The 13,903-nt window shown below is 55.5% G+C and carries 17 protein-coding genes; 13 read left to right on the top strand and 4 right to left on the bottom strand.

The features are described from left to right. Positions 1 to 145: 145 nt before the first annotated feature. From YA0848_RS30975 to YA0848_RS30965, 3 genes are all read left to right on the top strand, one after another. Entirely contained in the window at positions 146 to 469 is a 324-nt protein-coding gene (locus tag YA0848_RS30975) for a hypothetical protein (RefSeq protein ID WP_065085871.1), read from the top strand. Between the two features lie 499 nt (positions 470 to 968). Continuing rightward, a complete protein-coding gene (locus tag YA0848_RS30970; RefSeq protein WP_065327866.1) occupies positions 969 to 1,397 on the top strand; it encodes a hypothetical protein in 429 nt (142 codons plus the stop codon). A 240-nt stretch (positions 1,398 to 1,637) separates the two neighbouring features. Beyond that, positions 1,638 to 2,615 (top strand): ParB/RepB/Spo0J family partition protein, encoded by a 978-nt coding sequence (locus tag YA0848_RS30965; protein WP_065085873.1) that lies wholly within the window; start codon positions 1,638 to 1,640, stop codon positions 2,613 to 2,615. 399 nt (positions 2,616 to 3,014) lie between these two features. Here YA0848_RS30965 and YA0848_RS30960 read toward each other — a convergent pair whose 3' ends face one another. The 3 genes from YA0848_RS30960 to YA0848_RS30950 all read right to left on the bottom strand — a co-directional run bounded on the left by YA0848_RS30960 (position 3,015) and on the right by YA0848_RS30950 (position 5,006). Further along, positions 3,015 to 3,455: a hypothetical protein gene (locus YA0848_RS30960; RefSeq protein ID WP_065085940.1), complete on the bottom strand. Its 441-nt coding sequence runs from the start codon at positions 3,453 to 3,455 to the stop codon at positions 3,015 to 3,017. 2 nt (positions 3,456 to 3,457) lie between these two features. After that, positions 3,458 to 3,649: a hypothetical protein gene (locus YA0848_RS30955; protein WP_141678521.1), complete on the bottom strand. Its 192-nt coding sequence runs from the start codon at positions 3,647 to 3,649 to the stop codon at positions 3,458 to 3,460. A 376-nt stretch (positions 3,650 to 4,025) separates the two neighbouring features. Next, a complete protein-coding gene (locus YA0848_RS30950) occupies positions 4,026 to 5,006 on the bottom strand; it encodes a hypothetical protein (protein WP_065085874.1) in 981 nt (326 codons plus the stop codon). Positions 5,007 to 5,195: 189 nt separating this feature from the next. On the opposite strand from YA0848_RS30950, the gene YA0848_RS30945 reads away from it, so the two are divergent. The 5 genes from YA0848_RS30945 to YA0848_RS30925 all read left to right on the top strand — a co-directional run bounded on the left by YA0848_RS30945 (position 5,196) and on the right by YA0848_RS30925 (position 9,069). Further along, complete coding sequence (locus YA0848_RS30945; protein ID WP_083196214.1) at positions 5,196 to 6,053, top strand: hypothetical protein; 858 nt, start codon at positions 5,196 to 5,198, stop codon at positions 6,051 to 6,053. Positions 6,054 to 6,151: 98 nt separating this feature from the next. Further along, on the top strand, positions 6,152 to 7,147 hold the full coding sequence (locus tag YA0848_RS30940) for an AAA family ATPase (RefSeq protein WP_065085876.1): 996 nt from the start codon (positions 6,152 to 6,154) through the stop codon (positions 7,145 to 7,147). Between the two features lie 134 nt (positions 7,148 to 7,281). Next, on the top strand, positions 7,282 to 7,869 hold the full coding sequence (locus tag YA0848_RS30935; RefSeq protein WP_065085877.1) for a hypothetical protein: 588 nt from the start codon (positions 7,282 to 7,284) through the stop codon (positions 7,867 to 7,869). Between the two features lie 36 nt (positions 7,870 to 7,905). Further along, positions 7,906 to 8,385 (top strand): hypothetical protein, encoded by a 480-nt coding sequence (locus YA0848_RS30930; protein ID WP_141678522.1) that lies wholly within the window; start codon positions 7,906 to 7,908, stop codon positions 8,383 to 8,385. Positions 8,386 to 8,427: 42 nt separating this feature from the next. After that, positions 8,428 to 9,069 carry a uracil-DNA glycosylase gene (locus YA0848_RS30925; RefSeq protein ID WP_065085879.1) on the top strand — a complete coding sequence of 214 codons (642 nt, stop codon included), beginning with the start codon at positions 8,428 to 8,430 and terminating at the stop codon, positions 9,067 to 9,069. Between the two features lie 465 nt (positions 9,070 to 9,534). Here the strand turns inward: YA0848_RS30925 and YA0848_RS30920 are convergent, their stop codons facing one another. Continuing rightward, the gene (locus YA0848_RS30920; RefSeq protein WP_065085881.1) at positions 9,535 to 9,990 is read right to left on the bottom strand and encodes a hypothetical protein; all 456 of its coding nucleotides are present in this window, start codon (positions 9,988 to 9,990) and stop codon (positions 9,535 to 9,537) included. A gap of 339 nt (positions 9,991 to 10,329) precedes the next feature. Here YA0848_RS30920 and YA0848_RS30915 point away from each other — a divergent pair, with 339 nt between their 5' ends. The 5 genes from YA0848_RS30915 to YA0848_RS30895 all read left to right on the top strand — a co-directional run. Next, the gene (locus tag YA0848_RS30915) at positions 10,330 to 11,106 is read left to right on the top strand and encodes an ABC transporter permease (protein WP_065085882.1); all 777 of its coding nucleotides are present in this window, start codon (positions 10,330 to 10,332) and stop codon (positions 11,104 to 11,106) included. Then, the gene (locus tag YA0848_RS30910; RefSeq protein WP_065085883.1) at positions 11,103 to 11,807 is read left to right on the top strand and encodes an ABC transporter ATP-binding protein; all 705 of its coding nucleotides are present in this window, start codon (positions 11,103 to 11,105) and stop codon (positions 11,805 to 11,807) included. The genes YA0848_RS30915 and YA0848_RS30910 overlap by 4 nt, the downstream gene beginning before the upstream one ends. Before the next feature lie 46 nt (positions 11,808 to 11,853). Then, positions 11,854 to 12,615 carry a glycosyltransferase family 2 protein gene (locus YA0848_RS30905; protein WP_065085884.1) on the top strand — a complete coding sequence of 254 codons (762 nt, stop codon included), beginning with the start codon at positions 11,854 to 11,856 and terminating at the stop codon, positions 12,613 to 12,615. Between the two features lie 2 nt (positions 12,616 to 12,617). Next, entirely contained in the window at positions 12,618 to 13,232 is a 615-nt protein-coding gene (locus YA0848_RS30900; protein WP_065085885.1) for a phosphodiesterase, read from the top strand. Positions 13,233 to 13,235: 3 nt separating this feature from the next. Then, positions 13,236 to 13,903 (top strand): HAD family hydrolase (locus YA0848_RS30895; protein ID WP_198731485.1); only part of this gene is annotated, 668 nt, incomplete at its 3' end.

Below are 13,903 nucleotides of genomic sequence, written 5' to 3'. Positions count from 1 at the left end.
ACGAAACCCGGGGCGATTCAGGCACCACGTCTCCAGAAAGTGATTTCAAAGAGATCGTCAACGCTCTTTCGGGGCTAGAGCATGGCGCTCGCCGTGAGATGTTCCGAGAGATCGCAAGGGCGCTACGGCAAGACGGAAAAGCTACATGAAAAAGCGAAATTTCTACCCGCGGCAGGTCCTGCAAAAGCTCGACGGGAAAGAGACCGATTCCCTGTCGGAGTCTCAAGTGCATGCCCTGAGATTTTTCATGCTTCGGGCCCGAAAGTACGACGTCATGATCTCCTTGCTGCAGGATTCCCCCTTCATGCCTGACGATGAATCCAGAATCGATGTCGCTGGACTAAGTCTGCAAACCCTGACGCCACGCCTTCGCGTGTTTGTCCGTCCTCCGATCAGACTCGCGACGCTGGACGTCCCTTGCGCCTTCCCGTTAGAGAACGGGCTCCAGAGCCATTCAATTGATTTCTGAAGCCCCAAGCAGCCAACCCATATCAACTCGAGGCCTGACGTCGATGGTCTTCCAAAGCATCATTGAGCTAAGAAACTCCTTCGTTACCCAAAACGAAAAGCGAAAGAAGGATCCCTTTCAGCCTGCAATCCGGTCGAAGGGTGAAAAAGCCAAGAACCGCCGAAAACGGTGCCGGTAGCCAGGCGAGAGACATGACCACATCAACTCCTGATCTACAGCTCCCAAGCGAGCAAATGATTCGAATCCCTGTTGACGAGCGCCTGCCTGCAGTGGGGCAGCCAGTTTGGCTTTTCGAGCCAGGTAGAGAGCCTTGGCTTGGCGGCCGCGGTGAGGATGGAGGCGAATGGTTCTGGGGGAGCTGTAACGACTCGCTATACCTGAGCGAGAAAGGCACTTGGGCTTGCAGTGAATTACTCATCGATGATGACTACCAGCCGACCCACTGGGCGAACTTCCCCATGCCTTCCTGGCACGCTAGCCCGCAATAGAGGATCAAAGATTGAAATTCAAAACCCTTTCCACGCTACTACTATCGACTGCAATGCTTGCCGGCTGCGATCACCCGAACAAACCTGATGTAACGATACTTCCGGGGGTCGTACTCACGGTGAAGGTGAACCACATCGGGGACACGCTGATCGGCGAGTTCCTTCCCGCCACATCAACCCAAAGCATCTTTGAACAGGTCCAGGCATCTGTAAGTGCAGAGCTCATTAAGGGCAAATGCGCTGTAGGCTTTCCTCTGACGTGGGACGCCAAGTCGAAACGGCACTATGCCTCTGTCGGAGTTATTAGCTGCGACGGCATTGAGCGAATCGAGGCCCCGGTAACTCTGGTGGAAAGCTCCACCCGCATGAATGGTCTTCCAGGGCTAGCCCTAGGCGACGAGATTTTGGTTCTCTTTACAAAGCAGACCCACGTCAAGTAGATCAATGCTTGCTCCCTGACCAGGAAGCACACTCTCCGGCGACACCATCCCCTGATAACTGACACTACCAGCGGCGCGCTGCATCATTGAGATCAGCGCGCAGCTCGGTTAGCCTCGTCTGCTCTGGTCGCCATACCAGGCTGCGGAATAGCCTCGTCATTCCGCTTTTCTGTAGACGTCCGAAGGGCATCCCTCGCAGGCTAGAAGCCTACCTACACGATTTCCTGATGGAGACTCACGATGAGCAACCAGGAAGTGATCCTCAAGCAGTCCGCCATCCCCCCTGCAGAGTTCAATTTCGATCTTTTGCTCGGAGGCATCAAGAGTGCCATGGAGGGAGTCAAGTCTCGCGACCTCTGGATGATCAGCACAGAGGACATCGAGAAGCTCCATGTTCTAGAAGGCCTTAATGTCCGAATCAAGGACAAGGCTCTCCAGGAGCATATCCGCGACCTCGCAAACAAGATGAAGGCCGAGGGCTTCAAGGCCTCTAAACCACTTGAGGTCATAGTCCTGGAAGAAGGCGGCGAAAGCCGCTTGGTTGTCACCGACGGTCACTGCCGCCTGGCCGCCGTCAAAATTGCAATTGAAGAAGGTGCAGAGATCAAACAGATCCCCTGCATCGCGCTCCCCTCAAAAGGCACTTCTCTTCAGGACCTGGTCGCCGGCCTAGTGACCAACAACACTGGGAAGCCACTGACTACTTACGAGACGGCGCTAGTCTGCAAGCGCCTGTTTAGCTATGGCTGGAAGGAAGCACAGATCGCTGAGCGACTTGCCTTTGGCGAAGCCTATGTGAACATGTTGCTGGAGTTGGTTTCCGCCCCGCTGTCGATTATCACCATGGTGCAAAACGGCGAAGTGGCGGCCACCTTTGCAGTCGAGATGATGCGCAAACACCGCGGGAAAGCTGTAGAAATTCTCAGGCAGGGGCTCACATCCGCCAAGGCCTCCGGTAAAAGCCGCGTCACCAGTAGTTATCTACCCGGTGCGGCTCTGCAAAAGCTGGTTAAGCGCCAGGCTAGCAGCCTTTATGAGGCCGCTAAATCCATCACCCAGGATCCTGGCTACAAGCGGCTCTCGAAGGACACCCGCACAAAACTGGACCAGCTGCTGGCCGATATCGCTGAAAGGGAAATAGCCCTCGACGAGAAGCTAAAAAAGAAAGGCGCCGTTGAACCTGGGAAGGAAACGGAAAGACAGACACGCAGGCCGTGATACACGGGCTGCGCTAGAACAGGACCACGTGTAATGGGGCATGAAGAACGAGTCTCTTACTCACTGCAGATCGCCGACAACAACTCTGCCGTTTGGATCCACTGCAGCGACGGATCTACGGTTGGGCGGTTTGGGCGGATGGGGGTTGACCTGCACAACACGATCACCGAGATGATGGAGGGATCCCCACAGTGCCGGCTATGCACTCATGGCATGCCCAGCCTTGCCGACTGGGAACTTTTCAGAGAAAAAGTCAGGGAGTGGTGGGGAGTAGATGTACCAGAAGACGCATTCGACCCTGCATTGCTCAGGGGTGGTAGTAAAACTAAAGCCTAACGCGGGCACACCATTAAAAAAGCCCGGCCGAAGCCGGGCTTTTCAGTTCTACCTGCAGGCGGTTTAACCCAGCAGCAAGGGTGCAACTCCCATAATGCCTACTAGGAACCCCATCACCCCTAGAACACCTCCCATCACACCCAGGCGGATGGATAGCCGGATTCCCATATCAGGGTGCTGCCAGAACCAACGGTAGATTTCAAAACTGGAGGCCCTTCGAACCTCCAGCTTTACCTCCCGATTGAAGCGAACGCCGAGAACGTCCACTGCATCGTAGTCGACAGCGATGCCTTTCTTCACGATGGACAACGTCCCTGGGTTTCCCATCGCATAGCGCAAAACCCGAGCACCATTTTCTGGATTTCGGATGATAAGCGGCTCACGACGGAAGAACCGGGATTTGTCCTTTCGCTTAGAGTCAATGTTGCCGTTATGAAAGCGGACTATCGAGTGCTGAAGCCCACAATCCTCCTGAGGAAGCTGCGTGACGATTTCAACTTCCATGATCACACCAACTTGCCAGACAAGCCGGCAGTTGCGTGGTGGACGATAATCGACGACGGAGTAAACCGAGGATTGAACCAGATCGCACGGCCCTCGAAGGCATGGAAAATCCAGCCTCCAAACTGGGCTCGGTGAGATGCAGCAGCAGCCAAGGTTTCGAAACCGCAGAAGAGAGCATCGGATTGATGAGACATGATTTGTACCTCCAAGTAGAACTTGCAGGCACATCCACCCTACCGGGGGGATATGCCCGGCAGGCGGTTGACATCTTGAGCAACAACTCAAGAACTTATCCTGTCCTTTCGCAAAGACAGGGGTTGGCGATAGCCCCCTAAGACATTGTCTAACTGGAGCAGCGCGGGAGCAGACTAGAGAAAAGGCCTCCAGAATCCTGGAGAGCCCTTCCCAGGGCTTGATTCCCTAGGGTTGAGATTGCTGGCTTATGGTCCAGCTACCATCTTGGTTGCAGTGCAAACTGCGCCCAAAATTAGATCCGTCGATAACAGGACGGGGCAGGATCGCTCGATGATACATCCGCGCGAAGGTCTTTCCTACACCCTCACACCACTCTCACTCAAGCACGTGCGGAGTGCTCCTCTGCCCCACCACTGCTGGGCCGACTAGCGTGTATCGGGACCCTACAGCTCTACGGGAATACTCGCCCTTGTAGTACCGCGCTGCTCGAAGCTGTCTGAAAAACCAGCCGCGGTAGTACGAGTCTGCAACCTCCCGATCCGCCACCACCACGGGAATAGCATTTTGGAGGTGGTAGCTTGTCAGCCTTTGATCTGCCCCCTTCCCTTCAATCTTCGGAGTAGAGCCTTCCGGGAAACCAGGTGCAAGCTTGTCACCATCTGTGGCCAGGTTGTACACCCCAATTGCACCGACTAATTTCAGTGCCTGGTATTGGATTGCCGCTTCTGTATCAGAGAGAGAAATGCCACCGGAGTACTTGCCCACCTCTCGCTTGAAATCATCAAGGCTTCGGCTGCTCAAGAGGCTCGGCAAATCGTGCTCGCATAGGAGGGTTCTAGAATAGGAACTCTCATCCGCTCGATAGGTGATCGACAACCACCGTTCTTCAGGTTTCTGCCCTGAATAGGCTCTACTGCCGCACCCCGCGTACCGGCAAAGCTCGGCATAAACATGCTCATGCCTTACCTGGTCGGTAAGCCAGGTAACCAGAAGACTTGGCAACGCCACTCCGCCAATTTCGAAGCCCAGCGGCAAGGCTAGGATGAAGCTTTCAAACGGCAATTCGTAGCCGGCTGACGAGTCCATCCTGAAATGGGCAGTCCGAAGGTTCCCGAGGAGATCATGTGACGGAAACAGTGTAACGGCCTCCTGTAGGCCCCAGAAATGCTCCTCGGCCAACACCATCCAAGTATTGCTTCCCACCCCGGCCTCACCACCGTCCAGCAACCTTTTCAGGATGTCTTGGTCACCCATGCGCTTAGCAATAGCTGCAGGCATTTTCGATCGTGCCTGCTTCACCAGCTTGTTCAATGCAGAGGGGTAGATGCTGTACCGAGCTTTTTTCTCCTGGCGCATGCCAGCTTCCTTTGGGCGTTGAGACGAAGGACCTTTGTGCTTCTGAACGAACACGGCAAGCGGGAATTCTACCTCCCCGCCCTTAAGTGCACGTGTTTTCTCACAGACCTGAACCAGTTGCAGTTTTTGGATCAGTGGGAAGCTAGGTGTGAGTCAACGCCTACCACACCCTGACTGCAGATCCCAAACATGAAAGCCCTCGAGTCCTATAAGACACCAGCCTGGATGGCTCCGTACCAGCGCGGAGAGCGCAACGGCTACGCACAAAGCGTCATGGCCTATGCCGAATACTACGGAACGGACGGAAGCGCTGACATGGATGAGTCCGTAGAAGAGCGCCTTCCATACCAACCTGGGCCGATGGTTTCTTACGCCAGCAGAACAGGGACTAAGAGAAATCTTGCTGAGCTTCGCGCTGCAGGCTGGAGGTTACTCGTCTCTGCCAAAGGTGCGCTTCGCACAGAGGGCTTTAGATATGCACTGGATAACGGTGCATGGACTGCCTTTACCCAAGGCGAGCCGTTTGACGAAATTGCGTTTGGGAAGGCCGTTGACCTGCTCGGCGTGGGTGCTGACTGGATCGTACTGCCCGATATCGTCGCCGGCGGTATGCCTTCGCTAGAGTTTTCCCTCCGTTGGCTTGAACGGCTGAAGGGGATTCCTACGAAGCTACTTCTCGCAGTCCAAAACGGCATGGAGCCGGATGATGTTCGAGAGTACTTATCGCCGGCGGTTGGCTTGTTCGTTGGGGGTTGCACTGACTGGAAGCTGGCCACCGTCAACTCTTGGGGCGCCTTGGCCCGCCGGAGATGTTGCCACCTGCATGTAGGCCGAGTGAACAGCGCCAAGCGCATCGCGCTGTGTGCCGCTGCAGGGGCCAACTCAATAGACGGGACAAGCGCTACACGCTTCGCAAACACCCTTCCCAGGCTTTCGGCCGCAGTCAACCACACACAGTCGCAGAGGGACATGTTCTGCCCTTCTGCCGGCCGGCTTGAAGAAACCCCATTCGACTGCAATTGGCCAGCCCACGTGCCCAACGCCTAGACAACGAAACGTCGAGCACCTGCACCGGGGCGAATTGCCCCCTAGTTCCACTAGCCATCCGTGAAAATCACTTCTACTCAGCATCTTTAGGTACGACCATGAACCAGATAGCCGAAATCCCCAACGAGCTTTCCCCTGTAGAGCAAAAGCGCAGCCGGAAAATGGGGGATAGCTCGATCATTCGGACAATCCCCAAACTTCTGGAAGCTTACGCCTGGAGGCAGGACGAAAAGGCTCGGGAAATTTGCCTGTCACTCCTCGATGCGACCGAAGTGGCGCACCCCGTTGTCCACAAGCAGCTGACGAAGCTACTCCGAGTATCAACTCTGAAACCCTCTGCGTTGCTCACCGTCCCGAAGGATCTCGTTGTTCTCGAACAGCCGCAACTTGCACTCAAGAATGTGGTTCTCAGCCCACATGTAGAAGAAGAGATATCGGGCCTTATCGCAGAGACGCTACGAAGCGAAGAGCTAGCCGCTTACGATCTGCAACCCCGACATCGGGTACTGCTTCATGGTGAGCCAGGCAACGGGAAAACGATGCTGGCCGAAGCGCTGGCAAGCGAGCTTGAGCTGCCTTTCCTTCGTGCAAAATACAGCGGTCTAGTAGACAGCTATATGGGTGGTACCGGCAAGAATATCGATAAGTTGTTCGAATACGCGGCCACGGCGCCGTGCGTGCTTTTTCTGGACGAGTTCGATGGCGTCGCGATCGCACGTGATGGGGCTCGAGATGTCACAGAAATGCGCCGCGTAACAAACCAACTCTTGATCTCGTTGGATCAGCTCCCAGCTCACTGCCTTTTTGTCGCAGCCACTAACAGCCAGCAGCTCGTCGACAAGGCTATCTTGCGTCGCTTTGACCTATCGCTGGAGATCCCGAGCCCCGACACAGATATGCGTAGCCGAACCGCCAGCATCGAGCTTTGTACATCCCGGACACCAGGCAACGATGTTCGCCACCTGATAAGCACGGTAGCTGAGCTGAAACTGAAGAACCTGTCGGATGTAGTCAATCTCTGCCGCCGTATCAGGCGCGATCTCGTCCTCAACCAAGGCCGCGGAATTGACAGCCTTATCGCCTCGGCACGCTAGGGGTGGTGGTGAATAGGCTCACTCATGCAGCCCTCTGTGAGGTGGCTAGAAAATGGCTGCTTCGGCCCAACAGCAAGCAGGGGCATGGGTGCCATGTCGCGCTTACGGAATGCCGCTCCGGAGATACCGGTGAAATGCCTGATGCAATCGGGTTTCGAGCAGTCACCGATGAAACCGAAACCGTACTGGTCGAGGTAAAGGTATCGAGGGGCGATTTCCTCGCGGATGCCAGGAAACCCCACAGAGAGGCTGGTAACGGAATCGGGCTTTTCCGCTACTACATGTGCCCGGCCGGGCTGATTTCCCCAGACGAGGTTCCTGAACGATGGGGGCTTCTCTGGGTGGACCAGCGAGGAAGGATAGAGCCGAAACTTGGTCCAGTGGCGCTATCGAAGAATAGCGGAACGTTTGCAAAAGCTAGCGAGCCCTGGAAGCACCAAAGGAACCTGGCAAGAGAAACCTGGATGTTAGTGAGGGTCATGGCCAGGATCGACGATCCTGACAAAGTGAAAAGGACCATCAATCAGGCTATTCGCGAGAAGGAGCGGCTGGTGAAGCTCTGTAACGCCCAGGCAGACGAGATCAGGGCCCTTAAGGCTCCCCCTTCCTCCATCGCGAACATCGAAGAGTTACAAGTCGCCATTCGAAGCAAGGTTCGCTCTTCAAGTGACCGCCTACCTCCAGAGCGCCGTGCCATCGATCGTTGCGCTCTTGGGGATTAACGGTACCGTCGTGACATACGATTGGAGATACTGAAAATGAGCGTACCGCCGAACTCTGGCCAACCAATGGACTGGCATAGCTGCAACGAAATGCGGACCCAACCGAAGGCCTGGTATTGGGCTGAATTCCCTGGGGCGTGGGTCTGGTACTGCCCTGTAAAACACATGACTCGATGCATCGACCATGGCGACACCCTATGGCATGAACCCCTCTCCAAGCGCTATTACGGTCCCTGGCTGCAGCCTGAACCAACAGGTAAACAGCCAAGTGAGATCGAAATTGGCCGGCTTCCAAAAGTGAGCCCTGTGCATGCAGTGGCCCTCAAAGGCATTGACGATGGGGAAGTTTGGTCGATTGTGCCCGGTACCGCGGGCTCAAGCCTGGAGTCAGCAATTAGCACGGCTATCCAGCTATCCCTGGCCGGTGATGAAGAGACCCAATATACGGCTATCGAGATCAGGGCTGACGGGGTCTATCCGGTCGGCGACATGCAATGGGGCGTACATGAAATCTGAACAGCTGCTGAAGACAGATCTAGCGATGGAGCAAATCGCCCCATGAACATGGAACTAGCATCTGCCCTAGTCAAAACCCTGCCCCGCGGGAGCGATCGCCTTTTCAATCCCTGGACCGACAGATGCGTGCATGACAGCCAACTAAACGGGCCGGAGGAACGCCTTACCAGGCTAGCCCAGCACCTATCATGCACCGCGAGTCTCATCTTGGTTGGGGAGGCCCCTGGCTATCAGGGAGCTCGCTACTCAGGCGTTGCTTTCAGTAGTGAGAAGCTACTGATCGATGGTGCGATACCACGCGTAGATGCGGCACCTGGCCGTCTTACGGATCGTTGGCTGCCGTATTCCGAACCGAGCGCCACCATCGTATGGAAGAACCTCTACAAGCTGGGTTTGGCCGAGAACACCGTTCTTTGGAACGCACTGCAGTTGCACCCCTTTAGAGCTGGGGAGCCGAAGTCCAACAGGACGCCTACGCCAGCAGAACTCGAGCTCGGCCACGCTGCGATTCGAATTCTGCAGGAAGCATTCCCCCTCGCCCGGTGGGTGGCAATTGGAAAAAAAGCAGAAGGACTTTTGGCTGCCGCCGGAGTGAATGCAGCCGGAGCAGTGCGTCATCCTGCCAATGGCGGAGCCACTCTCTTTGCCGAGGGCCTGGCCGAACTCACCGCCTGGGAGGAGTGATTGCAATCCATCTGCAGCCGCCCTATGTCAGCGGGAGGGCGACTTGTCCGCTGACCTCATAATGAAAGTGACTCCAGCAACCAGCACCCATACGGTCAATATCTGATCCATGAAGTAGAGACCTGGTGCCCACCGAAATGACAGCCCTAACGGCTCTGTAACCACCATCAGGACCGCAAACATCGCTTGGCGTGGCGCCCCGTCTTCCCCATGCCCCATTAGCGCAGAGAAAATCCCAAAGTGAACAACTGCCATCAGCGCAGCAGTCGCTCGCCCATCACCAGGGGCAAAATAGGTGCAGAGACCTATGATCACACCCGCCAAGATCACCAAGGCCAACCGGGCCCCAGCAGACAAAGTGGATAGCCCCTCGCCACGATGCTTAAACGTCAGCACGAGCCATGCATGACTGCAGATCGATAATAGGAAGTTACTGACGGCTAACACCCTCAAAAGACCTCTCTTTTACGAAGAACGGCAATCGGAGCTGGATGGCTGAAGTCGGTAGCCCTCAAAGTTACACGAGGTAGCTCCCATTTCTCGCCAGTGGGCGACGGCTTCTTGAATCCCTGGAAGAATTCCACTCCCAGCTAGATCGACAGCCAACTCAGTGAACTCATCGATGCCCATGAAGGCAGTTAGAAAGGGGCGCCCATCCTTGTCCTCTGCCAGGCACTGGAGGGTATGTTCAATCGCCTCCTTCCATCGTGAATGGCCCTTAAGCCAATCCAGAACCCTCTGAACTACCTCACCTTCGCTCACGGCGAACTCGATCCCCTCTATGGGATACTCGCACTTCAGGAGGTTGGCGTTGTTAAGCCTTTTAGCTAAATCGACCATGACTGGATCGTCGATCTTTCCCTGTACGGTGGGATAGAAAGCAAGCGGTTTGCTCGCGTCAATTTGGTTGATCGTGCCCATCAGCTTCTCCAGTTTCAAATGGTTCAAACACAGTGACTATTGTCGTGAACCATATTGAAAGAGAGCACGTAATCCGCCCCTCTTCCTGGGCACTTCAAGCCACCGTCCAACTTTCCCGCAGATCGGACATTCCAAGTCTGGATAGGGACGAAGTGCCTTCGTCGACATCCCAAAACTGGATTCAAATGAGAAAAAGCAGGACGTTGTTCGACCCCACAACAGGGTCGGACTGGACCTTTCTGGATCCAATTTGATGCGAAGGTAGTGCGAGATCGGTAGGCGGCTAAGACCGCCTGCATTACCCATCACGCACAAAGGACCCGCTTAGGCGGTACATCTATGTCAGTAGGTCATGCTCGAGGAATTCTCGGCTGGAGCGATTTGGTTCGCAACCTGGTCGCCAAGGAAATCAAGGTTCGTTACATGGGAGCCGTGCTGGGCTTTGCCTGGTCCCTTGGCAACCCTCTTGTAGTCACCCTCACCTACTACGCGGTCTTCACCTTCATCCTGCCTAGCGGGCAGGACAGGTTTGCTCTTCACCTGGTCACGGGCGTGGTGCACTGGATGCTTCTGCAGCAGATCATCACTCAGAGCTGCGAGTGGTTGATCAACAATCACACCCTGATCCAGAAGCTCCATTTTCCTCGGTTGCTCCTGCCTGTCTCTGGCGCCCTCACCGTAGGCGTTTTCTGGACAGTTGCCTTGGCAGTCTACTGGGCACTTTTCCCTCTTCTTGGGGGCGTCGTAACACAGGCCCTGATTTGGTACCCAATTGTCCTGGCCTCATTTATCGCGCTGGTGGTTGGTACGGGCCTCGCCCTAAGCGTTCTTCAGGTTGCTCATCGAGACATCAAACACTTGGTTGATGTTTTTGTCCCCCTGCTCTTCTGGTTCACGCCGATCGTTTGGGTAACGACAAGCCTACCCGCTGAAGTACGGAACATCGTCGCTTACAACCCGGTTGCTCCCTTCTTCAATGCCTTCTCTTCGATCCTCCATCAGGGGGTCGCGCCTGAGCCTTTTCAACTGCTGCTTTGCATCACTCTCGGCCTGGGCGCACTGGCAACAGGCCTCGCAGTCTTCAAGAAGGCTGACAGCGTAGTGGAGCATCTATGAGTCAGGTAGTTCTCAGGGCCGACGGGCTCAGCAAGCAGTTCGTGCTTCGACATAACCGGGGCGGCTTGAAGCAGAAACTGGTGGGGATGTTCAATCCCAGATACCGGGAGCGGAAAGAAAAATTCCACGCCGTTTCAGACGTCAGCTTCACCCTCTCCAAGGGCGAGTCACTGGCGTTAATCGGCCATAACGGGTCCGGCAAGAGCACGTTACTGCAGCTGGCCAGCGGCATCCTGAAACCTTCGTCCGGAAGCGTTCAGAGCACAGGCCGAATCGCACCTTTGATTGAACTTGGCGTTGGTTTTCACCACGAGCTCACCGGCGCTGAAAACATCTATCTGAACGCGAGCCTCTACGGCCTGAAGAACAAAGAGACTCGAGCTCGCTTCAACCGCATCGTCGACTTCTCTGGACTGGGCGACTTCATCGATACGCCGGTGAAGAACTATTCGTCGGGCATGTACATGCGGCTGGGGTTCTCAGTCGCCGTTCATGTGGATCCGCAAACCCTGCTCGCAGACGAGGTTCTTGCCGTCGGCGACGCCGAGTTTCAGGGGAAGTGCTTCCAGCGCATTCGCGACATGCAGGACGAAGGCATGGCCCTGGTGCTTGTAACTCACTCCCATGACCAAGCAAGGCACTTCTGCCAGCGCTTCCTGACGCTGGAGAAAGGTCGGGTCGTGGATCAGGGCCACCTGTAGATCTTCAGTCCCTTCCCTCTTCATCGTCACTTCAAGGAGTAGTTAAGTGCTGCAAATCATCGTTCCCATGGCCGGCGCAGGTAGCCGCTTCGCAAATGCCGGTTATCAAGACCCGAAGCCGCTAATCCCGGTGCATGGCGTACCCATGATCAAAGTTGTTATCGACAACAACACCCCGGAGCGAGACCACAAGTTCATCTTCATCTGCCAGGCCAAGCACGTCGCCCAGTATGGTCTCCGAGAAAAACTCTCCTCATGGGCTCCCGGCTGCGAGATCGTCGAAATTGATGACCTGACAGAGGGTGCAGCCTGCACGGTGCTCAAAGCCAAACATCTGATCGACAACGATCACCCAACAATGATCGTCAACTCTGATCAGTACTGCGATCTCGACATCAACGACTACCTGCAGGCTATGGACGACGCCGGCGCCGACGGCCTCATCATGACCATGAAAGCAGATGACCCCAAATGGTCGTTTGTAGGTTTCGACGAACAAGGCCTGGTCAACAACGTGGTCGAGAAGGAAGTGATATCGGACGAAGCCACCGTCGGCATCTACAACTTCCGCTCCGGCAAACAGATGGTTTCCGCGATGGAAACCATGCTTGCAAAGGAGCTTCGTGTGAACGGCGAGTTCTACGTCGCTCCGGCATACAACGAAATCATCGGTGCCCAGGGCAAGGTCATCCATTACAGCATTGGTTCTGAAGGCAATGGTATGTATGGCCTCGGCATTCCAGCCGACCTGAACCTGTTCCTGTCACTGCCAGTGAGCCATCGCGCTACTTCGGCGAAGGCAGCCTGATCATGCAGATCATTAGCCACCGCGGTTACTGGAAGGAAAAGTGCGAGCGAAACCAGGCAGTCGCCTTCAAGCGGTCTTTCGACCTAGGCCTGGGCACTGAAACAGACGTCCGTGACATTGCAGGAAAACTGGTGATCTCGCACGACATGCCCTCGGGGGACGAGCTCACCCTGGACGACCTGCTTGACATCATGTCAGGCAGGAATCTGCCCTTGGCCATAAACGTGAAAGCAGACGGCCTCGCCCATGCCTTAAAGGCTAAGTTCGAGGACCGTGGCCACACCAACTGGTTCGTCTTCGACATGGCGGTACCGGACATGCGCAGCTATCTCGAGTTGGGCATTTCCACCTACACACGCATGTCCGAAGTGGAGCAGCAGCCTGCATGGCTGGACCGCTCTACGGGCGTCTGGCTCGATGGTTTTGAAGGCGAATGGTACTCCAATGACCAGATCACCTCTCTCCTCGATTCAGGCAAGCGAGTCTGCATCGTCTCCCCAGAACTTCACTCTCGGCCGCCATTGGCTCTGTGGCAGCAGATCCAGGAAATCCAGGACGCCGAGAAGCTGATGATCTGCACCGACCTACCCGAACAACTCTCCAGCTACAGGAACTGAACGATGGCCATCAAAGCAGTTATCTCCGATATGGACGGAGTGCTTATTGACGCTCGCGACTGGCACTACGAAACCCTAAACCGTGCGCTCGCGCTGTTTGGGTACAACATTTCTCGCCATGAGCACCTCACGTCTTACGATGGCCTTCCGACTGCGAAAAAGCTGCACATGCTGACCGCAGAGAAAGGGTTGCCGCAGGCACTCCATCGATTCATCAACGAAATGAAGCAAGCGTACACAGCCGACACGGTAACCCTGATGTGTCGCCCTACCTTCAACCATCAGTACGCCCTGTCGATGTTGAAGACCCGCCACGGCATGAAGCTCGCGGTTGCATCTAACTCTATCCGTGCGACCGTGAACCTGATGATGGACAAAGCTCATCTGAGCCAATACCTGGACCTGCAGCTTTCGAACGAAGACGTTGCCCAAGCCAAGCCGGCCCCCGACATCTATCTGAAAGCGATGGAGATGCTTGGTGTTTCTCCGGATGAGACGCTCATCCTCGAGGACAACCCCCACGGTATTGCGGCAGCAAAGGCATCTGGAGCGCACGTGTTAGTGATCGGTGAACCCGCAGACGTGACCTACCAAAACATCATCGCCCGTATTGCCGAGATCGAAGGGGCAAACGTGAAAAACGTGGTGAATTGCGGATTCCACGGTCATCT

Source organism: Pseudomonas sp. S4_EA_1b, from assembly GCF_016307435.1.
Classification (GTDB): Bacteria; Pseudomonadota; Gammaproteobacteria; order Pseudomonadales; family Pseudomonadaceae; genus Aquipseudomonas; species Aquipseudomonas rhodesiae.
This window is presented reverse-complemented; position numbering and strand designations above follow the sequence as displayed.